This is a genomic window from Embleya sp. NPDC059237 (assembly GCF_042754105.1).
GTDB lineage: Bacteria > Actinomycetota > Actinomycetes > Streptomycetales > Streptomycetaceae > Embleya.
In genome coordinates this window covers 182,696-201,893 of the sequence record NZ_JBHZAE010000014.1, presented here as the reverse complement: position 1 = coordinate 201,893, position 19,198 = coordinate 182,696, and the positions used below count along the sequence as shown (strand labels likewise).

General features: G+C 72.3%; 20 protein-coding genes. 11 read left to right on the top strand and 9 right to left on the bottom strand.

The features are described 5' to 3' along the window. Window position 1 precedes the first annotated feature (1 nt). The 3 genes from dmpG to ACFXKZ_RS36190 are packed head-to-tail and all read right to left on the bottom strand — an operon-like array spanning window position 2 to window position 2,825. Complete coding sequence (dmpG, locus tag ACFXKZ_RS36200; RefSeq protein ID WP_380006580.1) at window positions 2-1,006, bottom strand: 4-hydroxy-2-oxovalerate aldolase; 1,005 nt, start codon at window positions 1,004-1,006, stop codon at window positions 2-4. Then, window positions 1,003-2,004 (bottom strand): acetaldehyde dehydrogenase (acetylating), encoded by a 1,002-nt coding sequence (locus ACFXKZ_RS36195; protein ID WP_380006577.1) that lies wholly within the window; start codon window positions 2,002-2,004, stop codon window positions 1,003-1,005. Before ACFXKZ_RS36195 ends, dmpG begins: the two co-directional genes overlap by 4 nt. Continuing rightward, entirely contained in the window at window positions 2,001-2,825 is an 825-nt protein-coding gene (locus ACFXKZ_RS36190) for a 2-keto-4-pentenoate hydratase (protein ID WP_380006574.1), read from the bottom strand. The genes ACFXKZ_RS36195 and ACFXKZ_RS36190 overlap by 4 nt, the downstream gene beginning before the upstream one ends. 69 nt (window positions 2,826-2,894) lie before the next feature. On the opposite strand from ACFXKZ_RS36190, the gene ACFXKZ_RS36185 reads away from it, so the two are divergent. Further along, a complete protein-coding gene (locus tag ACFXKZ_RS36185) occupies window positions 2,895-3,680 on the top strand; it encodes an IclR family transcriptional regulator (RefSeq protein ID WP_380006571.1) in 786 nt (261 codons plus the stop codon). 92 nt (window positions 3,681-3,772) lie between these two features. Here ACFXKZ_RS36185 and ACFXKZ_RS36180 read toward each other — a convergent pair whose 3' ends face one another. Genes ACFXKZ_RS36180 through ACFXKZ_RS36170 form a run of 3 tightly spaced genes read right to left on the bottom strand, consistent with a single transcriptional unit; the run spans window position 3,773 to window position 7,151 of the window. Beyond that, entirely contained in the window at window positions 3,773-4,621 is an 849-nt protein-coding gene (locus tag ACFXKZ_RS36180; RefSeq protein ID WP_380006568.1) for an alpha/beta fold hydrolase, read from the bottom strand. After that, window positions 4,618-5,553, bottom strand: coding sequence for a VOC family protein (locus ACFXKZ_RS36175; protein ID WP_380006565.1), 936 nt, complete (start codon window positions 5,551-5,553; stop codon window positions 4,618-4,620). Before ACFXKZ_RS36175 ends, ACFXKZ_RS36180 begins: the two co-directional genes overlap by 4 nt. 53 nt (window positions 5,554-5,606) lie before the next feature. After that, complete coding sequence (locus tag ACFXKZ_RS36170) at window positions 5,607-7,151, bottom strand: bifunctional 3-(3-hydroxy-phenyl)propionate/3-hydroxycinnamic acid hydroxylase (RefSeq protein WP_380006562.1); 1,545 nt, start codon at window positions 7,149-7,151, stop codon at window positions 5,607-5,609. A 156-nt stretch (window positions 7,152-7,307) separates the two neighbouring features. Between ACFXKZ_RS36170 and ACFXKZ_RS36165 the strand changes: the two genes are divergently transcribed. Continuing rightward, complete coding sequence (locus ACFXKZ_RS36165) at window positions 7,308-7,955, top strand: TetR/AcrR family transcriptional regulator (RefSeq protein WP_380006559.1); 648 nt, start codon at window positions 7,308-7,310, stop codon at window positions 7,953-7,955. Window positions 7,956-7,989: 34 nt separating this feature from the next. Here the strand turns inward: ACFXKZ_RS36165 and ACFXKZ_RS36160 are convergent, their stop codons facing one another. Beyond that, window positions 7,990-8,763, bottom strand: coding sequence for an IclR family transcriptional regulator (locus tag ACFXKZ_RS36160; protein ID WP_380006556.1), 774 nt, complete (start codon window positions 8,761-8,763; stop codon window positions 7,990-7,992). Window positions 8,764-8,836: 73 nt separating this feature from the next. On the opposite strand from ACFXKZ_RS36160, the gene ACFXKZ_RS36155 reads away from it, so the two are divergent. From ACFXKZ_RS36155 to ACFXKZ_RS36115, 9 genes are all read left to right on the top strand, one after another. Continuing rightward, window positions 8,837-10,015 carry a cupin domain-containing protein gene (locus tag ACFXKZ_RS36155; RefSeq protein ID WP_380006553.1) on the top strand — a complete coding sequence of 393 codons (1,179 nt, stop codon included), beginning with the start codon at window positions 8,837-8,839 and terminating at the stop codon, window positions 10,013-10,015. Continuing rightward, entirely contained in the window at window positions 10,012-10,848 is an 837-nt protein-coding gene (locus ACFXKZ_RS36150) for a fumarylacetoacetate hydrolase family protein (protein WP_380006550.1), read from the top strand. The genes ACFXKZ_RS36155 and ACFXKZ_RS36150 overlap by 4 nt, the downstream gene beginning before the upstream one ends. Further along, window positions 10,845-11,573 (top strand): maleylpyruvate isomerase family mycothiol-dependent enzyme, encoded by a 729-nt coding sequence (locus ACFXKZ_RS36145; protein ID WP_380006547.1) that lies wholly within the window; start codon window positions 10,845-10,847, stop codon window positions 11,571-11,573. Before ACFXKZ_RS36150 ends, ACFXKZ_RS36145 begins: the two co-directional genes overlap by 4 nt. An 11-nt stretch (window positions 11,574-11,584) precedes the next feature. Next, the gene (locus ACFXKZ_RS36140; RefSeq protein WP_380006544.1) at window positions 11,585-12,874 is read left to right on the top strand and encodes an FAD-dependent oxidoreductase; all 1,290 of its coding nucleotides are present in this window, start codon (window positions 11,585-11,587) and stop codon (window positions 12,872-12,874) included. A gap of 232 nt (window positions 12,875-13,106) precedes the next feature. Beyond that, entirely contained in the window at window positions 13,107-13,733 is a 627-nt protein-coding gene (locus ACFXKZ_RS36135; protein ID WP_380006541.1) for a hypothetical protein, read from the top strand. Window positions 13,734-13,814: 81 nt separating this feature from the next. Then, window positions 13,815-14,726, top strand: coding sequence for an RNA polymerase sigma-70 factor (locus ACFXKZ_RS36130; protein WP_380006538.1), 912 nt, complete (start codon window positions 13,815-13,817; stop codon window positions 14,724-14,726). 67 nt (window positions 14,727-14,793) lie between these two features. Beyond that, the gene (locus ACFXKZ_RS36125; protein ID WP_380006535.1) at window positions 14,794-15,570 is read left to right on the top strand and encodes an SDR family oxidoreductase; all 777 of its coding nucleotides are present in this window, start codon (window positions 14,794-14,796) and stop codon (window positions 15,568-15,570) included. A 155-nt stretch (window positions 15,571-15,725) separates the two neighbouring features. Continuing rightward, window positions 15,726-16,316, top strand: a complete 591-nt coding sequence (locus tag ACFXKZ_RS36120) for a TetR/AcrR family transcriptional regulator (RefSeq protein WP_380006532.1) — start codon at window positions 15,726-15,728, stop codon at window positions 16,314-16,316. Window positions 16,317-16,370: 54 nt separating this feature from the next. Beyond that, window positions 16,371-17,378: a nitroreductase/quinone reductase family protein gene (locus ACFXKZ_RS36115; RefSeq protein ID WP_380006529.1), complete on the top strand. Its 1,008-nt coding sequence runs from the start codon at window positions 16,371-16,373 to the stop codon at window positions 17,376-17,378. Between the two features lie 31 nt (window positions 17,379-17,409). Here the strand turns inward: ACFXKZ_RS36115 and ACFXKZ_RS36110 are convergent, their stop codons facing one another. Both ACFXKZ_RS36110 and ACFXKZ_RS36105 read right to left on the bottom strand, forming a co-directional pair. After that, window positions 17,410-18,282, bottom strand: a complete 873-nt coding sequence (locus ACFXKZ_RS36110; protein WP_380006526.1) for an ROK family protein — start codon at window positions 18,280-18,282, stop codon at window positions 17,410-17,412. Between the two features lie 100 nt (window positions 18,283-18,382). Then, the gene (locus tag ACFXKZ_RS36105; protein WP_380006523.1) at window positions 18,383-19,126 is read right to left on the bottom strand and encodes a GntR family transcriptional regulator; all 744 of its coding nucleotides are present in this window, start codon (window positions 19,124-19,126) and stop codon (window positions 18,383-18,385) included. Between the last annotated feature and the right edge of the window lie 72 nt (window positions 19,127-19,198).

Below are 19,198 nucleotides of genomic sequence, written 5' to 3'. Positions count from 1 at the left end.
GTCAGGCGGACAGGGTCAGCGCGATGTCGACGATCATGTCCTCCTGGCCGCCGACCAGACCTCGCCGGCCGCATTCCATGAGGAGGTCGCGCACATCCACCCCGTAGCGCGCCGAGGCGGCTTCGGCGTGGCGCAGGAAGGACGAGTAGACGCCCGCGTAGCCCAGGGTGAGGGTTTCCCGGTCGACCCGGACGGGGCGGTCCTGGAGCGGGCGAACCAGGTCGTCGGCGGCGTCCTGGAGGGCGAACAGGTCGCAGCCGTGGGCGAAGCCGGAGAGGTCGGCGACCGCGATGAACGCCTCCAGCGGACAGTTTCCGGCGCCCGCGCCGTGCCCGGCCAGGGAGGCGTCCACGCGGAAGCAGCCGTTGTCCACCGCGACCACCGAATTGGCCACCGAGAGCGAAAGGTTCTCGTGCGCGTGGATCCCGATCTCGGTCTCCGGCCGCAACACGTCCCGATACGCACGCACCCGGGCCGCGACGTCGTTCATGGTGAGCCGACCGCCCGAGTCGGTGACGTAGACGCAGTGCGCCCCGTACGACTCCATCAGCCGGGCCTGCTCGGCGAGTGCCTCCGGCGGGGCCATGTGCGAGAGCATCAGGAATCCGGAGACGTCCATGCCCAGTTCGCGCGCCGCGGCGATGTGCTGTGCGGAGATGTCGGCCTCGGTGCAGTGCGTGGCGACGCGAACCGAGCGCACCCCCAACTCGTACGCGCGCCGCAGATCGTGGATCGTGCCGACGCCGGGCAGCAGCAGAGTGGTCAGCCTGGCCCGCTCCAGGACGGAGGCGGCGGCCTCGATCCAGGCCCAGTCGCTGTGCGAACCGGGACCGTAGTTGAGCGAACCGCCCGCGAGCCCGTCGCCGTGCGCCACCTCGATGGCGTCCACACCCGCCCGATCGAGGGCGGTGACGATCCGCGCGACGTCCGCGGGGGTGATCCGGTGCCGCACGGCGTGCATGCCGTCCCGCAACGTGACGTCCTGGACGAAAATCGGGGTGCTCACGAGGCGGCCTCCACGTGCCGGCGGGTGGTGCCGCGGTCGTTGTCGGCGTCCGGGCCGGGGGCCGCGTCGCGGGCCGCCATCCGTTCGCCGACGCGGAGCGCGGCCGAGGTCATGATGTCGAGGTTTCCGGCGTAGGCGGGCAGGTAGTGGGCGGCGCCCTCGACCTCCAGGAACACCGAAACCTGGTGGGTGGGCCGGTCCGCGCCGGGGGCGAGCAGGGTCTCCAGCGGTTGGTCGGCGGGGACGGGGGTCACCTGGACCTCCTGCTTGAGCCGGTAGCCGGGCACGTACTCGGCGACCGCGGCGACCATCGCCGCCACCGCCTCCCGGATCCGCTCCACCGAGTCGGGACCGGGCGCGTGCACCAGTGCCAAAACGGTGTCACGCATGATCAGCGGCGGCTCGGCGGGGTTGAGCACGATGATCGCCTTGCCGCGCCGGGCGCCGCCGACCTCGACGATCGCGGCCGAGGTGGTCTCGGTGAACTCGTCGATGTTGGCACGCGTGCCCGGTCCGGCGGACTTCGAGGCGATGGACGCGACGATCTCGGCGTATGCGACCGGGGCCACCGCGCCGATCGCCGCGACCACCGGAATGGTGGCCTGTCCACCGCAGGTGACCATGTTGACGTTGTCGGCGTCGAGGTGCTGTTCGAGGTTGACCGCGGGGATGACGTACGGTCCCAGCGCCGCGGGCGTGAGGTCGATCAGCCGCTTGCCGTACGGCCGCAGCCGGGCCGCGTTGTGGGCGTGCGCCTTGGCCGAGGTGGCGTCGAAGACGATCCCGATCTCGTCGAATCCGGGCATCGCGATCAGCCCCTCGACCCCGTCGTGAGTGGTCGGGACGCCGAGCCGGCGGGCGCGGGCCAGGCCGTCGGAGTCGGCGTCGATGCCGACCATCGCACCCATCTCCAGGTGTTCGGCGGTGCGCAGCACCTTGATCATCAAATCGGTGCCGATGTTGCCCGATCCGATGACGGCGACCTTGGTCCTGGTCATGAACCCTCCTCGTCGAAGTCCGGGCCGACGTCGATCGCGACCGTGCCGAGCCCGGTGATGTCGGCGCGGACGCTGTCCCCCGGCGCCACGGGGTACATCGGCCCGAGCGCGCCGGAGAGCACGAGTTGCCCGGCGCGCAGCGGATCGCCGAGGTCGCGGGCCTGCCGGGCCAGCCAGGCCACCGCCTCGATCGGGTCGCCCAGGCAGGCGGCGCCGGTACCGGTGGAGACCACCTCTGCCCCGACCGTCATGCTCATCCGCACCTCGCGCGGCACGAATTCGTCCAGACCCCTGCGCACGGTGCCCAGGACGTACGCGCCCGACGAGGCGTTGTCGGCCACGGTGTCGGCGAAGCGGATGTCCCAGTCACGCACCCGGCTGCCGCAGATCTCCAGGGCCGCGACCGCGTGGTCTACGGCATCGTGCACCTGGGCGAGGTCGAGCGGCCCGTCGGCGAGATCGGCGCCGAGTACGAACGCCACCTCCGCCTCGACGCGGGGTTGCAGCACCGCGCGGTAGGGGACCACGTCCCCGTCGGCGTGGCCCATGTCGTCGAAGAGCACGCCGAAGTCGGGCCGGTCGACGCCCAGTTGTCGCTGGACGGCGGTGGAGGTGAGGCCGATCTTGCGGCCGACGACCCGGGCGCCGCGGGCCAGCCGGTGGTCGACGATCCGGCGCTGGACGGCGTACGCCGCGGCCAGGTCGCCCGGACCGATCAGGTCGCGGACCGGCGCGCAGGCGACGCCGGTCGCGGCGGCGTCGAGCAGCCGTTCGGCCGCGGCGCGCACGGCGTCCTCGCCGTGGGGGGAAGTACTGGTCATGGCGGCATCGTCGCGACCCTCGACGATCACCCACAACCAAAGCGTCTCGCTCAGCGATACGCTGGTCGGGTGCCCGACTCCCCCGACCGAGCCCCCGACCAAGCCCCCGACCGCAACAGTGTCCTGAGCAAGGCGACCGCCATCCTGGAGGCGTTCACCGTCGACGACCGCACCGTCGCGCTCGCCGAACTGGTGCGCCGTACGGGCCTGCACAAGGCCACCGTGCACCGGCTCACCGGGGAGCTGGTGGCGCTGCGGCTGCTCGACCGGCTGCCGGGGGGTTACCGGCTCAGCGGCACCCTGTTCGAGCTGGGCATGCGGGCGTCCGTCGAGCGCGGACTGCTCGAACTGGCCATGCCGTTCCTTCAGGACCTGTACGAACGCACCCACGAGATCGTGCACCTGGGGGTGCGCGAGGGCACGGACGTGGTCTACGTCGCCAAGATCGGCGGGCACAGGCAGGCCCGCAGCCCCTCCCGGGTCGGCGGCCGGATGCCGATGCACTGCACCGCGATCGGCAAGACGCTGCTCGCGCACGGCGACGAGGAACTGCGACGCACGGTGCTCTCCGGTGTGCTGGAGCGGCGTACCCCGCACACGGTGGTCGCGCCCGGGTTGTTGCGCCGCCGGCTGGACGCGGTGCTGGAGAACGGTGTCGCGTTCGAATACGAGGAGTCCGCGCTCGGTCTGGTGTGCGTGGCCGCGCCCGTCCTGGGCCCGGACGACGAGCCGGTCGCGGCGATCAGCGTGGCCGGGCCCAGCGCCCGTTTCCGCCCCGAGGCGCACGTGGCCGCGCTGCGAGCCGCGGCGACCGCCCTGGGCGGCGTACTCGCCCGGCGGGACGCGCTGAGCTGACCTGGGACGCGACCGGGCCCGGAGCGGCCCGTCCGGCTCTCGGACGGCCCGCCCCGGGCCCAATTGAGGCATGCTCGGGTACGGCGGCGTGCTCAGGTATTGCGGACGAAGTCCGTCACCAGTCGGTTGAACTCGTCGGCATGCTCGATCATCGCCCAGTGTCCGCACCGGTTGAGCAGCACCAGGCGGCTGTCGGGGACGTTCGCGAGCAGGTGCAGCGACACCTCGTAGGACACCACCCGGTCGTCGCGGCCGTGGATGATCAGGGTCGGCGTGGTGATCCCCGGGAGCAGCCGCGGGTCCACCCACTTGGGCAGCGGGGCGCCCTGCGGCAGGCCGTTCACGTAGTTGCGCAGATGCTCGGGCCGGGCCAGCGCGGCTTCCGAGCGCACCCGGCACAGTTCGGGGGTGGCGAATCGTTCCTTGTCGAAGCACATGATCTCGACGAGTCGCCGCATGTTCTCCGGGCTCGGATCGCGGTAGGCCGCGATCAGTACCTTCAGGCCCTCGGACGGTCCGTCGCCCGCGCCGAAGAGGGTCCGCATCGGGCCGACGGGAGCGCCCATCGTGACCAGGTGGGTGATCCGGTCGGGATGCTCGGTGGCGAGGCGCAGCGAGGTCTGGCCACCCATCGAGTTGCCGACGAAGGCGGCCTTGTCGATGCCCAGGGCGTCCAGGAACTGGATCGCGGCCTCGACGTGGTCGAGTCGGTCCACCGTGGCCGGGTCGGATTCGCCCCAGCCGGGCATGTCGACGGCGTACACGTGGAAGTGCTCGGCCAGCGCCGCGATGTTCCCGGCGAAGTTGCTCCAGCCGGTGGCCCCGGGGCCGCTGCCGTGCAGCAGGATCAGCGGCCGGCCGGCGCCGGCCTCGTGGTAGCGGAGTTTCCAGTCCTTGGTGCGGACCAAGCGCGCGGTCGATTCACGGGTGAGAGTTGTCATCGGTGGTCTCCGTGGTCGGTTCCGGCGGCGCGGGCGAGTCGATCCGCGATCACCTCGGGCGGAAGGTGTCCCCAGTTGTTCAGCCGGTCCAGGGTCCGCACCTGCCAGGTCGCGTCGTCGATGAGCAGGCCACCCCAGCCGTACTCGACGCTGAACCCGGAGGGTGTGCGCACGTAGAAGCTGAACATGTTGTCGTTGGGGTGCATCCCCAGCGTCATCTCGAACGGCTGCCCGGCTTCCAGGCAGCGGTCGTGGGCCATACCGACGTCGCGGATGTCGGCGACTTCGAGCATGAAGTGGTGCGTGCTCTTGGGATGCGGCATGTCGCCGAAGGCGACGCTGTGGTGGCGCGGGTTGCAGTGCAGGAAGATCAGATCCGCGACCACACCCGGCGCGACCTCCTCGACGATGGTGTCGGAGGTCCGGAAGCCCAACAGGCCCTGGTAGAAGGCGAGATAGTCCTCGCGGGACACGCCCTTGGCGATCAGCACCTGGTGGCCGGCGCCGCCGTCGCCGGTGACGAAGCCGCCGAGCATGCGGTCCGAGTGGAATGGGGTGTCGGCGTCGGCGAGTCCGACGACCAGTTCCACCCGGTTGCCGATCGGGTCGGTGGTGACCAGGATCCGGTCCACCGCGCGGGCGGCGGCCAGTTCCGCCCCGCCGTCGGCGACGTCGACGCCGGCCGCGACGAGCCGGTCCGCGAGCGCGTCGAGGGCGGCCTCGTCCTCGACCGCGTAGCCGCTCGCCACCAGGTCGTCGGCGGGCCCGCGCCGGACCAGCCAGCGGTGCGCCTTGGCGTCGGTACGCAGGCGCAGCAGGTCGTCGTCCTTCCCGGCGAGCCGCATGCCCAGCAGGTCGACGGCAAAGTGTTCCCAGTCGGCGAGGTCGCTCGCCTCGTAGACGACGTAGGCGAGTTCCTTGACTCCGGGCACGGGTTCTCCTTGGGGTACTTGCCGCGGACGGGGCGGTCGCGCTCCGTGGGTGCTCACGCGGGGACCGCCAGGCCGAAGACGTCGGCGGCGGTCACGAAGCGGTCGGGGCGGATCGCGACGGCCCTGGCGCGGTAGCGGCGCAGCCAGGGCAGCAGTACACGTTCGAGGTCCACCAGCTCGTCGGGGCCCTCGGTGTAGGCGTCCTGCGGGCGAACGGTCAGGTAGCGGGCGCCCAGGGCGTCCCATGCGGCCTTGTCCTCGGCGCTGAGCAGACTCGCGGGGTCGACGCCGTCGCCCAGCAGGACGAAGCCGTTGCCGAGCAGGTCGTCGAGGCGGCCCATCCGGCCGACGGTGTCGCCGACGATCGGCTGCGGCACCATGCGTCCGACGATGGACGCGTCGCCGACGGGTCCGCGCAGCTTGCCCGCGGTGAGCACCGGGGGTGCGATGAGCGGCGGCTCGAACGGGGTGACCAGGCCCTCGGGGATCCGGTTCATCGCCTCGATCTCGTCGGGCGTGGCCTCCTGCTTGATCACCCGGCCGAGCTGCACGGCCAGGTCGGTGTAGAAGGCGGCGTTGGGTCGGCGTTCGCTCTCGTAGGTGTCGAGCCATTCCTCGGGCAGTTCGCCGCGCAGGACCCGGCCGAGCTTCCAGCCCAGGTTGTGGGCGTCGCGCATCCCGGTCTGCATGCCGGCCCCGGCCCACGGCGGCATCAGGTGCGCGGCGTCGCCGGCCAGGAAGACCCGGCCCGCCCGCCAGGTGTCGGCCATCCGGGTGTGGTGGCGGTAGAAGGCCCACTGGTGGATCGATACGTCGTCGGGGGTCACCCCGAGGGCCGCGAGCAGCGGCCACACGGCGCTCTCGTCGGCGAAGTCGGCCTCGGTCTCGCCCGGTTTGAGCGGGATCTCCCAGCGGTGGTTGCCCGCCGACAGCGCGATGTCGACGACCGGTCGCTCGCGGTCGGACCAGAAGGTGAGCAGGTCGCGGTCGGGCCACCAGCGCTTGACCCGGCAGTCGATGACGATCCACTGCACGTCGACGGTGTCGCCGAGGAGCGTGGCCCCGATCCGGGTGCGGGTGAAGCTGCCGCCGCCGTCCGCGCCGATGGCGTAGCGGGCGCGCACCGTGTGCGTGCGCCCGGTCGCGGGGTCCGCGGCGGTGACCGTGACCCCGTCCTCGTCCTGCTCCACGTCGGTCGCCTGCACGCCGAACCGGATGTCGAGCAGGTCGCCGTACTCCTCGGCGCACGCGCGGAGTTCGGCCTCCATGGTGGGTTGGTAGATGTTGTAGAAACGGGGTCGCACGCCGAGCGTGGACGGCGGGTGTTCGACACGCATGATCTCGGTGCCGTCGTAGGTGGTCCAGCGCAGTGCCCGCTGCGGCTCGATCACGGCGGCGATGCGCTCGTCGATGCCGAGGTCCTGGAAGATCCGCATCGTCCAGTCGTTGACGGTGACCGCGCGGGCGCGGGCGTGGATGTCGCGGTCGCGCTCGAAGGCGACAACCGAGACGCCCTGCCGCAGCAGCGTGAGCGCGGCGATCACGCCGGTGGGGCCGTACCCGATGAGGGCGACGTCCGCGTCGTGGTGGTGGGTCATGGGGGCTCCGGACCGATGGACAGTCGGCACTATTGGACCGACTGGTCTATTCTTGTATGTCGACCGTCACACGCCACGCCGGACCCGTCCAGACGATTCCGCTGTGCAGAACGGTGACCGCGTCGAGCGTGGCCCCCGGCGCCTATGCTTCGGCGCATGGCCGACCCGAGACGCAGCAACCGGCGCGGGCGGCGTTCCCGCGAGGAGATCCTGGACGCCGCGACGCGGGTGATGGCCGAGCGCGGATACGCCGCCACCTCGCTGTCCACGCTGAGCCGCGAGACCGGCCTGCCCAAGAGCGCGGTCTACCACCACTTCCGGTCCAAGGGCGGCCTGTTGTCGGCGGTGATGGCGCGCGGCGCGTACGACTTCTTCGCGGCCATGCGCGCGGCGCACGCCGACGGGCCGCCGCCCGGGACGCCGCGGGAGCGCCTGGACTGGTTCCTCCGGCGCACGGGGGAGATGTTCGTGGCCCGCCCGGACTTCCTGCGGTTGCATCTGACGCTGGTGATGAGTTCGGAAGCGGCCGAGGCGGAGGTCGGCGCGCTGATCGCGCAGGTGCGCCGGGACGGGCGCGCGTACATGCACGGGATGATCCGCGCCGCGTTCGCGGGCGAGGGCGCCGAGATCGCGCGGGCCGTCGCCGATCGGCTCGACCACTTCGCGATCGCGGGCTTCGACGGCGCCTTCGTCGCGGTGCAGGCCGGATCCGGGCCGGACCTGTTCGAGCAGATGCGGTTGCTGGCCGAGGCCTTGGCGGTGCTCGGCGAGGCGCGGGCGGGCGAGCTGCGGGCGCGCGGCTGAGCCGGCCGTACCGTACCGGTTTCGGGTTCGCGGCTCAGCCGGCCGCGAGCTCGCGCTCCAGTGCGGTCGCCGCGGAGCGCAGTGTGGCGACCCATCGGGTCAACCGCGCCCGGTCGTAGCGCACGCTCGGCATCGAGACCGACAGGCCGCCGACCGTCGCGCCGTCCGGACCGCGCACCGGCACCCCGACCGCGACCAGGCCGCGCTCGGAGTGGCCGCGGTTGACCGCGAAGCCGTTGCGGGCGACGCGCGAGAGTTCGGCGCGCAGCTCGACCGGGTCCGGCCGGTCGAAGGCCCGGTTCCCCCAGCGCTCGACCGCGTACAGCGCCTCCAGCTCCGCGTCGTCCAACTCGGCGAGCAGCAGCAGTCCGACGGTGGTCAGGTGCGCCGGAAAGACCATGCCCTCGCGCGAGCCCACCCGCAGCGCCTGCGCACATTCGACACTGGCGATGAACCGCACGGTCTCGCCGGTGCGTACGATCAGGTTGGCCGACTCGCCCAGCAGGTCGACGAGCCGGTGCAGATGCGGCAGGGCCGCGGTGCGCAGCCGGGAGACGGCGGACTGCGAATGCGTGGCCAGCTCGAGCACCGGACCCACCCGGTAGGCGCGGTCGGGTCCCTGAACGGCGAAATCGCGGTAGACGAGCATCGCGAGCAGCCGGTGTGCGGTGGACATGGCCACCCCGAGGCGCCGGGCCACCTCGCTGACCGTCATCGGGCCCTCCACCTGGAGCATCGTGGCGGCCTTGAGGGCGTTGTCCACGCCGGCGAGGGCATACGGCGGCGGGGTCTTGAGCGGCTTGTCCACGCTGCCTCCCGGAAGGCATTCTGCACCACAGAATCTTGTTTTCTGTCCGGCGCTGTGCCGCCACGGTATACGCATGACCACCAGCCCTGACGAGCCGTATGCCGGGCCGTACGCCGAGCCGGACGCCGCGCCGCGCGCCGTCGCCGCCGCGAACCAACCGGAGGTCACTCCGGACCTGGAGGCCCTGTATCGGGGGTTCGAGCGCGAACTGCTCGTCCCCCTGTGGACCGAGATCGGCGACCTGATGCCGCTCCACCCGCGCTCGCGCGCCGTGCCGCACCTGTGGAAGTGGGACAACCTGCTCCGGCTCGCCGAGCGTGCGGGTGAACTCGTACCCATCGGCCGCGGCGGGGAGCGACGGGCCATCGCGCTCGCCAACCCCGGGCTGGCCGGCCGCCCCTTCGCGACGCCCACGCTGTGGGCGGCGATCCAATACCTCATGCCGGGCGAGGACGCCCCCGAGCACCGCCACACCCAGCACGCCTTCCGCTTCGTCGTCGAGGGCTCCGGCGTCTGGACGGTCGTCGGCGGCGATCCGGTGCCCATGAACCGCGGCGACTTCCTGCCCCAGGCGGGCTGGAACCTGCACGCTCACCACAACGCCACCGCGGCTCCGATGGCCTGGATCGACGGCCTCGACATCCCGTTCCAGTACGGGGTCGAAAGCCAGTTCTTCGAGGTCGGCCGCGACCGGCTCGACGCCGCCGAGCGCACCACACCGGAGCGCTCGCGCTCCGAACGGCTCTGGGGCCACGTCGGACTGCGTCCGCTGTCCGCGCCCACCGGCGCCGCCCCGGGCTCGCCGCTGCTGTCCTACAAGTGGGCGGTCACCGACCGTGCGCTCGACGACCAGTTGGCGCTGGAGAGGGAGGGACACGGCGGCACCGTGGAGCCCGGCCACGCCGCCGTGCGCTACGTCGATCCGGCCGGCGGCGCGGATGTACTGCCCACGATCCGCGCCGAGTTCCACCGCATCGTGCGCGGCGCCGAGACGGCACCGCTGCGGGAGACCGGTTCCTCCGTCTACCAGGTCTTCGACGGCTCGGGGACGGTCACCGTCGGGAATCGCACCTGGTCCGTCGCTCGCGGCGACCTGTTCACGGTGCCGTCCTGGACGCCGTTCTCGGCCCGCTCCGAGGCCGGTGCCACCGACTCCGACAGCGGCGCCCTCGACCTGTTCCGGTTCGGCGACGCGCCGATCCTCGAAGCCCTGCGACTCCACCGCTCCACCACCGACGAGGACTCCCGATGAAGCTCGCCACCCTGCGCACCCCCGCCGGCACCCGTGCCGTCCTGCTCGCCGGAGCGGAACTGCTCGACCTCGGCGCCGCCGACGTCGGCGCGCTGCTCGCCGACCCGAACTGGCGCGAACGGGCCGCGTCCGCCGCCGGCGACCGCTTCCCCGTGGCCGGCGCCGACTTCGCCCCGGTCGTCCCGCGGCCGTCCAAGGTGGTCTGCGTCGGCCTCAACTACAAGAACCACATCCAGGAGATGGGCCGCGAACTGCCCAGCCACCCCACGCTGTTCGCGAAGTTCGCGGACTGCCTGACCGGACCGGCCGACGACATCCCGCATCCGGCCGAGACCGCCGAACTGGACTGGGAAGTCGAACTCGCCCTCGTCATCGGCCGACCGGTGCGCCGGGCGAACGCCGCCGAGGCCGAGGCCGCCATCGCCGGGTTCACCGTGCTCAACGACATCACCTGCCGCGACTGGCAGTTCCGCACCCGCGAGTGGCTCCAGGGCAAGATGTGGGACGCCTCCACGCCCATCGGCCCCTACCTGGTCACCCCGGACGAACTGCCCGGCGGCGTGCGCCCGGTGCTCGACGTGCGGCTCGACGTCGACGGCGAGGTGATGCAGTCCGACACCACCGGCGACCTCCTGTTCGACCCGGTCGCGCTGGTCGAGTACGTCTCCACGGTGATCCGCCTCAACCCGGGCGACGTGATCGCCACCGGCACGCCCGGCGGTGTCGGCCACGCCCGCACCCCGCACCGATACCTGCGCCCGGGTGCGACCGTGGTCGCCGAGATCGACGGCATCGGTCGGCTGGTCAACCGCGTCGTCGCGGACGCCCGGTGAGCGGCGCGCCCGGCGATCCGGCGCAGCGGGCGCTGCGCTGGACGGGGGTCGGCACCGCCCGGTTCCTCGACGCCTGCGCGGCCTTCGACGAGGCCGCGTTCGACGCCCGAACTCCCCTGCCCGGCTGGACGCGTCGGCACCTGGTCGCGCATGTGGCGGCCAACGCGGACGCCCTGGGCAACCTGGTGCGGTGGGCCGCCACCGGCGAGCCGACCCCGATGTACGCGTCCGCGGACGAGCGCCGGGCCGGCATCGAACGTGGTGCGATGATGACCGGCGCCGAGTTGACGGCCTGGGCGACCCGCTCCGCCGCCGCCCTGGCGGTCGGCCTCGACGCGCTCACCGCGGAGCAGCGGGCGCACGACGTGGTCACCGCCCAGGGCCGCGTCCTGCCCGCCGGGGAGATCCCCTGGCTGCGGGCGCGCGAAGTGTGTGTCCACGCCGTCGACTTGGCGGCCGGGGTCGGATTCGATGCCTTCCCCGCGGACTTCCTGGAGCGACTGGCCGCCGAAGCCGTCGACCGGCACGGCGCCCGGACCACCGCGGCCGTGACGCTGACGGCCGGCGACCTCGACCCCGCCCGCACGTGGCGCCTGGCCGGCGCCGGCGAACCGACCTCGATTCGTGCGCCGTTGGCCGACATCACCGCCTATCTGACCGGCCGCGTCGCGACGTTGCCCACCGAGTCCGGCGCACCGGCACCCGAACTTCCCGCATGGCTGTGAGGACACCCACAATGACGACAAGCCGGCCCACGCACCCCGACCGGACGGACGTCCTCGTCGTCGGCGGCGGAATCGGCGGCCTCGGTGCCGCGTTCGCCCTGGCCCGCGAGGGCCTGCGGGTCCGCGTGCTGGAGGCGGCACCGGAGTTCGGCGAGGTCGGCGCGGGGCTTCAACTCGCGCCCAACTGCACCCGCATCCTGCACGAGTACGGCCTGCTGGACGAGGCCAAGCGACGGGGCGTGGTACCGGAAGCCATGGTGATGTTCGACGCCGTCGACGCCGTCGAGCTCACCCGCCTGGACCTACGCGACCTGGAACGACACTACGGCTTCCCGTACATCGTGATCCACCGCAGCGACCTGCACGCCCTGCTGCTCGACGCGTGCCGGCGCGCCGGCGTCGACCTGGCCACCGACAGCAGGGTCGTCGAATACCGCGACGAGGGTCCGCGGCCCGCGGTCGTCCTGGCGGACGGCCGCGTCGAGGACGCCGACGTGGTGATCGCGGCGGACGGCCTCCACTCGGTCGCCCGCGACCGGTTCGTCGGCGACGCGCCGGTCGGCTCGTCCTACGTGGCCTACCGTGGCGCGGTCCCCATCGACAACGTCCGCGATCACCGGGTGCACGAGAACGCGGTCGTCGTATACGTCGGCCCGCGCTGCCACTTCGTGCAGTACGCCCTGCGCGGCGGGGAGATGTTCAACCAGGTCGCCGTGTTCGAGTCGCCGAAGGCCCTTGCCGGCAGGGACGATTGGGGTACGCCCGACGAACTCGACGAGGCGTTCGCGGACACCACCGAGCAGGTCCGGGCGGGCATCCCCCTGATATGGCGGGACCGGTGGTGGCGCATGTTCGACCGCGAACCCATCGACACGTGGGTGTTCGACCGGATCGCCCTGCTCGGCGACGCGGCCCATCCGCCGCTGCAATACCTGGCGCAGGGCGCGATCATGGCGCTGGAGGACGGCTGGGTACTGGCGCGGCACGCCGCTCGGAACCGCGCGGCCGACAAAACCGTGGACTGGACCGCCGCCCTCGCCGGCTATCAGGCGGTCCGACCCGAGCACTGCCGCCGCGTGCAGCGCACCGCCCGCACCTGGGGCGAACTCTGGCACCTCGACGGCCTCGCCCGCGCACAGCGCAACACCATCCTGCGCGAACGCGACACCTACGACTACACGTTCATCGACTGGCTGTACGGCCCGACGGCGCTGGACCCGGACCAGGAGGCCCCGATGTTCACCCCGATCCCGCTCGACTCTCCCGGCTCGCCCGTCGGAACGCGCCCGTCGAACCCTTGACCGGGCGCCGCTTCGACGGAGGATGGGCAACGACAGCCGCGTGATCGGTGCGCCAGGGGCCCGACCGTGTAGTCGACCACCGGTGACGATGGTGAGGGCGGCCCAGGCGAAGCGGGTCCGCAACACGGGCGGCGGCAACGCGGGCGGGACGCGGGCCGGTTCGGTATCGAACGCCGCCCGCCGCCACCCCGGCGCCCACGAGTGTCACCGTGAGCACGGAGAATGTCTCCGCATGAAGATGAACCGGCAAGATCCGACCGCACCGACCCACGAAGTCCCCGGCGAGTCTCCTTCGGTCGCGTCCCTGCTGCGCCGGTACGTCACCCCGGGAGACGATGCGGAGTTCGCGCGGGTGTGGACATGGGCCCAACACGAATTGCGGGGATACGACGACGCTCCCCTGAGCGACCTTCCGGCCTACCGCCTCACCGAGACGCTGCCCAAAGGCCTCAGGCTGAACGCCAAGGGAAGGGGGTGGATGACCGTGGGGGAGCCCGTCGACAACTACGGGTTGCCCGAAGCGTGTCGCGCCTGGGTGCCGGAACGGGTACCGCTGCGACACGGGGTCGATGAGATCGAGGGTCTGATCGCCGCCCGTACGTGCTTCGACAACTTTATCGAAGTGTCTCCCTCGCACGCGGAGGAGATCGCCCTGCTGCTCACCGAGCAGGGGCGGCCATCGGGCGGCCCTTTCACCGTCACCGCCGTGTACTGGTACGTCCCGTACGCGGCCCTGAGTACCCTGCTCGACCGCATTCGCGACCAACTATCACGGCTTGTCCAGGACTCGGGAGCTGCCGACGGGCACCAGGAAGCCACCTCGCACAAGGCCCTGTGGGCTCGTCCACCGCGCACATGACCGCAGGCGGCGACCCGCCGACACTGGGCGAGGCGTGGCTCGTTGCAAGGTGCCGGGGGTGCGGCTTGTACGGTGGGTTTCGTGACCGCTGACCCGTTTCCCGACCCGACCGCCGAGTTCGAGGCGCAGCGGGGGCGGCTGTTCGGGATCGCGTATCGGATGTTGGGGTCGGCCGCCGAGGCCGAGGACGCGGTGCAGGATACGTATCTGCGCTGGCACGCGGCCGAGCGGGGACACATCGACGCGCCGGGGGCGTGGTTGGCCAAGGTGCTGACGAATCTGTGCCTCAACAGGCTGACGTCCGCGCGGGCCCGGCGCGAGGAATACGTCGGACCGTGGTTGCCCGAGCCGGTGCGGACGGACACCGGGGTGCTCGGGCCGTTGGAGACCGCCGAACAGCGGGACGCGGTGTCGATGGCGATGCTCGTGATGCTGGAGCGGTTGTCGCCGCCGGAGCGGGCGGTCGTGGTGCTGCGGGACGCGTTCGGGTACAGCCATCGGGAGATCGCCGAGGTGCTGGACTGGCCGGAGGCCAATTCCCGGCAGACCCACCGGCGGGCCAGGCTGCGCCTCGCGTCCGGGCGACCGCGTTTCGAGGCTCCCGAGGCGGTGCGGTCCGATCTGTTGGCGCGCTTCCTCGCGGCGGCGGCCGAGGGAGCGCTCGACGAACTGGAGGCGCTGCTCGCGGACGATGTCGTGGCGTGGTCCGACGGGGGCGGCAAGGTCACCGCGTCCACGCGCCCGGTCTTCGGTCGGGACAAGGTGGCCCGCTTCCTCCTGGGTCTGATGGCCCGCTTCGCCTCCGGTATGGAGTTCGCCTTCACCGAGGTCAACGGCGACACGGCGCTGTTGGGCTGGGAGGGCGGAGCGCTCACGACGGCCGCGGTGGTGGAGGTCGGCGCGGAGGGCATAGCGGGCGTGCGGATGGTCCGGAATCCGGAGAAGCTGAAATTTCTCGAGGAACAATGCCGAGAGTTGTCACGTAACGCGTAGCCGTTCGGTTCCTTGCTGACGAGGGCGACGTCGCGGAGGTGCGGCGTCCCCGTGGCGAGGAGGACCGATGAGCGAGAACGTGATCCTGGTGACGGGCGCGACCGGTGTGCTGGGGCGTGAGGTGCTGAACCGGGCACGGCGTGCCGGCGTGCCGGTGCGGGCGATGACCCGCCGCACGGCGCTGCCCGACGATCCGGGGGTGACCTGGGTGACCGCCGACCTGCAGACGGGTACGGGCCTGGACGCGGCGTTCGACGGTGTCACGACGATCATCCACTGCGCGTCGGACACGCGGCGGCCGAAGCACGACATCCCCGGCTGGCGGCACCTGCTGGACGCGGCGCGGCGGGCCGGCGTCGGGCACATCGTGAACATCTCGATCGTCGGCGTCGACCGGATCCCCTACTCCTACTACCGGATCAAGGTCGAGGGTGAGCGGTTGCTGGCCGAGTCGGGCATCCCGTGGACGAACCTGCGCGCGACGCAGTTCCCCGAGTTGCTGCACAAGGCGTTCGGCGTGCTGGCCAAGGCACCCGTCGTCCTCGTCCCGTCGAAGACCGAGTGCCAACCCGTGGACCAGGGTGAAGTGGCCGACCGCCTGGTGGAGTTGGCGCTGGGCACGCCGGCCGGGCGGGTCCCGGACATGGGCGGGCCGCGCGTCTACGAGGCGGCGGACCTGGCCCGTTCCTGGCTGGAGGCGATGGGCAGGCGGCGAAGGGTCGTGCCCGTGCGCATCCCGGGCAAGGCGGGCGCCGGGTTCCGCGCCGGGGGGTTGGTCACGCGGGAGCACGCGGTGGGCGTCCGGACCTGGGAGGAATACCTCACCACCAAGCAGGCCACCTGACCCGGCCCCGGCGCCGCCCTCTCCTCCCCCGGCCCCGGCCCCCGACCGCGGGCCGGGGACCGGGGACCGGGGCGCCCGACCTCGGGCCGGCGCACCTCGCCGCATACCACGGCCTGCCAAGGCACCATCCGTTGGACGTCCGGTACTTTCCGCGTATGGGACGTAAACCGAACCCCGAGCGGCGGCCGGAGATCCTGCGCGCGGTCGTGGACGAGTTGGCGCGGACGGGGCTCGGCGACCTCTCGCTGCGGCCACTGGCGGCGGCGTTGGGGGTGAGCACGTACACGCTGACGTACCAGTTCGGCTCGAAGGAGGAACTGCTGCGCGCGGTACTGGAATTCGTGGAATCCGAACAGGCGGCCATGGCACGCGGCGCGATGCGGGACGCCGGTGGTGAGATCGGCCGGGTGGTCACGGCGTACTGGGACTGGGTGGCGGAGCCGGCGCATCTCGCGCGCGTGCGGCTGGTGTTCGAGGTGCTGGCGATTCCGCGTCTTTCGGGGTTGTTGCCGGGAGACTTTCGGGCGCGGTTGATGTCGGCGTGGGTGGAGCTGCTGTCGGGTGATCTCGCGGACGCCGGTCTGGGGCGCGAGGAGGCCGAGGCGGAGGCGACGGTCGCGGCGTCGGCGCTCGCGGGCATGGTGCTCGATCTGTTGGCCACCGGCGACCGCGAGCGGCTGAACCGGGCGGCGGGGCACCTCGCAAAGCGCCTGGACGATCTTCAAGTCGCCTGCCGTACACGGTGATTGGTCGGAGTGGGCATATTGCTGATTGACATGACGGTCGTTATGTTAATCGGTATGACACCGACGCGCGCCTCCTCGTTCCGCACCGTGGACGCTCCCCGTCCCACACTCGCCTCCCGTTCGGAGACCCTTCGCTGGGAGGGCGCCGCGTGGGTCCTCGTCGGCGCCGCCTGGGTGCTCTCGGCATGGCCGGGCCTCCTGGTCGACTGGGACGGCGAACCGATCGCCGTCGCCGCCGGGTCGGCCCTGGCCGCCCTGTTCGTCCTGTGGCATGCGCTCGTGCACGGCACGCCCCTCGGCCGGGTCGGCGACCGGGTGTTGCGGATGCGACCCGGTCGACGCCGCAAGTCGCGTACCCACATCCGCGCCACGGTCGTCCTGGACACCGTCACCATCGGCGGTTCGGGGGTGCTGTGGTGCGTGGCCGCCGGCGAGTTCGGGTGGTCGGAGGCCGTCACCGGCGGACTGGCGCAGGTCGCGGCGGGGGTCGCCTTCCTGGTGTGGGGCGCGCTGCACGTTCCGGCGGTGCGTCGGGTCCGTGGGACGGCGGCCGACGCTCCCGTCGTCAGCCGCCGCGTGTTGGGGGCGGGGCCGATGACCGTCGCGCCGGCGACGCCCGCTCAGGCGGCGGCGCTCGACGCGGCCGACGCCCGTTGTCGCCGGCTTCGTATGGGCCGCCTGCAACGATGGGTGCTCAACCCGCCGATGCGAGCGCTCGCCTGCTCGGGCGTGCTTGCGCACCACGCGGTGCTGGAGACCACGGGACGGACCACGGGGCGTCGCCGCCGGACGGTGGTGGGCGTACGCCGCGACCTCGACTCGGTGGTGTGGCTGGTCGCGGAGCACGGCTCCCGGGCTGCGTACGTTCGCAACCTGTCGGCGGACCCGAACGTACGGGTACACCTGCGTGGCCGCTGGATCCCCGGCGTCGCGGCGCTGCTGCCCGACGACGATGTACAGGCACGCCTCGGCGCGTTCCCCACACACCATGCTCGGACACTGCGCAGGTTCGCCACGACCCCGGCGACGGTACGTATCGACCTCACCCGAACGGCGTCCTGAGCCGGCCCCGCCGGCGGCCCCGGACCTGCACTCAGCCGGCCAGCGCCGCGGCGCCCACGAGTCCGGCGTCCGCGCCGAGTGTGGCCGTGAGCAGCGGCGGGGCCGCGGGGCGCGCGGCGGTGTGTTCGGCGTAGGCGCGCTCCATCGCCGCGCGCACCGGTCCGGCGGCGCTGCCCAGCCCACCGCCCACCACGATCGCGGCCGGATCGAGCAGTCGCACCACCGCCGCCAGGACCGTGCCCAACGCGCGGCCGGCGGAGTCCAGCACGGCCGCCGCCCGGGGCCCGCCCGCGGCAAGCACCTCGCGGGTCCCGGCCACCCCGAAACGCTCGCCGATGCCGCGCCCGGAGGCGTAACTCTCCAGGTTGCCCGGCCAGTTCGGGTCCACCGAAGCCGGTACCTCGAACTCGCCGAGCGCGATCGCCTCGCCGCGCGCACCGGTCACGGGCATACCGTCGAGCACGAACGTCGAGGACAGGCCGGTGCCCAGCGAGACGTAGAAGAAGCCGTCCAGCCCACGACCGGCGCCGTGCCGGGCCTCGCCGAGCGCGCCGCAGCGCACGTCCGACCCCACCGCGCACGGGACGTCGAGCGCGAGCGCGGACAGCACGTCGAGCGGTTGTTTGTCCCACGCCAACACCTCGCGGCTGGTCAGTAGCCCGTCGGCGGCCACGTATTCGGGGAAACCGGCGCCCAGCCCGGTCACCGTCAGCCCCAGGCGTCGTGCCTGCGCGAGCAGGTCGACCGCCGCCGCCCGGGTGCCGGCGAGCCCGGGATCGCGCAGCCGCCCGGCGGTGACGGTGGGGCGCTCGTCGCGATGCAGGACGGTTCCGTCGGGCGTGACGAGCGCGGCGGCGATCTTGGTGCCGCCCACGTCCAGGGCCGCGGTGACGAAGGTGCTCAAGGGTTCTCCCACGATGGCTTGCTCATCGGTCGTACGCGGCGCGGGCACTCGTATGCCCGCGCGGCCGGGCCCGCCCCGAGCCCACGGGCCCACCGGCCCTCTACTCGGTCCCCCGATGCAGCGTGGCCTCGAATCGATACGCGTCCCCGCGATACACCGCCCGCCCCAGCAACACCGGCGCCTCGCCGCGATCGAAGGTGACCTCCTCGCCGATCAGCACCGGCGAGCCCACGGGCACCCGCAGCAGTTCGGCGGTGGACGCGTCGGCTGCGTCCGCGTGCGCGGTGTACTGGCTGCGCAGGATGTGTACGCCCGTCTCCTCCAGGAGCGCGAACAGCGAACGATTCTCCAGCTCCGCCGTCTCCAGCGCCCGCGCCCGGTCGCGGACGAGCACGGTGGTGTCCAGGCAGACGGGGACGTTGTCCAGGCCGCGCACGCGGGTGATCTCCACCACCTCGGAGGCGGGCGCGACGCGCAACCGCACCGCCTCCTCGTAACTCGCCGGCCGCACCCGCCTGGTCAGCAGCCGCGCGGTGGCGGTGAGTCCGCGGTCCCGTGCGATGTCGGTGAAGCTGCGCAGCAGGCTCGGCGGTTCGCTGACCACGTCGGTGGAGACGTACCACCCGCGTTGGGCGGAGGCGTGCACCCGGCCGTCGCGCTCCAGACCGGCCAGGGCCAGGCGCAGGCTGCTGCGGCTGACCCCCAACCGTTGGGCGAGTGCGCGCTCGCCGGGCAGGCGGCTGCCCGCGGGGAATTCGCGCCGGTCCAACGCCTGGGCCAGTGCCCGGTAGGCGAGTTGCACGGCGGGTCCCGCGGCGGCGGGGAGATCGTCGCTGACTGTCACAGCGCGAGAACATACCAGAAGAACCAGTAGTCAGACCAGATGCGAATCTGGTCCAATCTCTGGACTAACTGG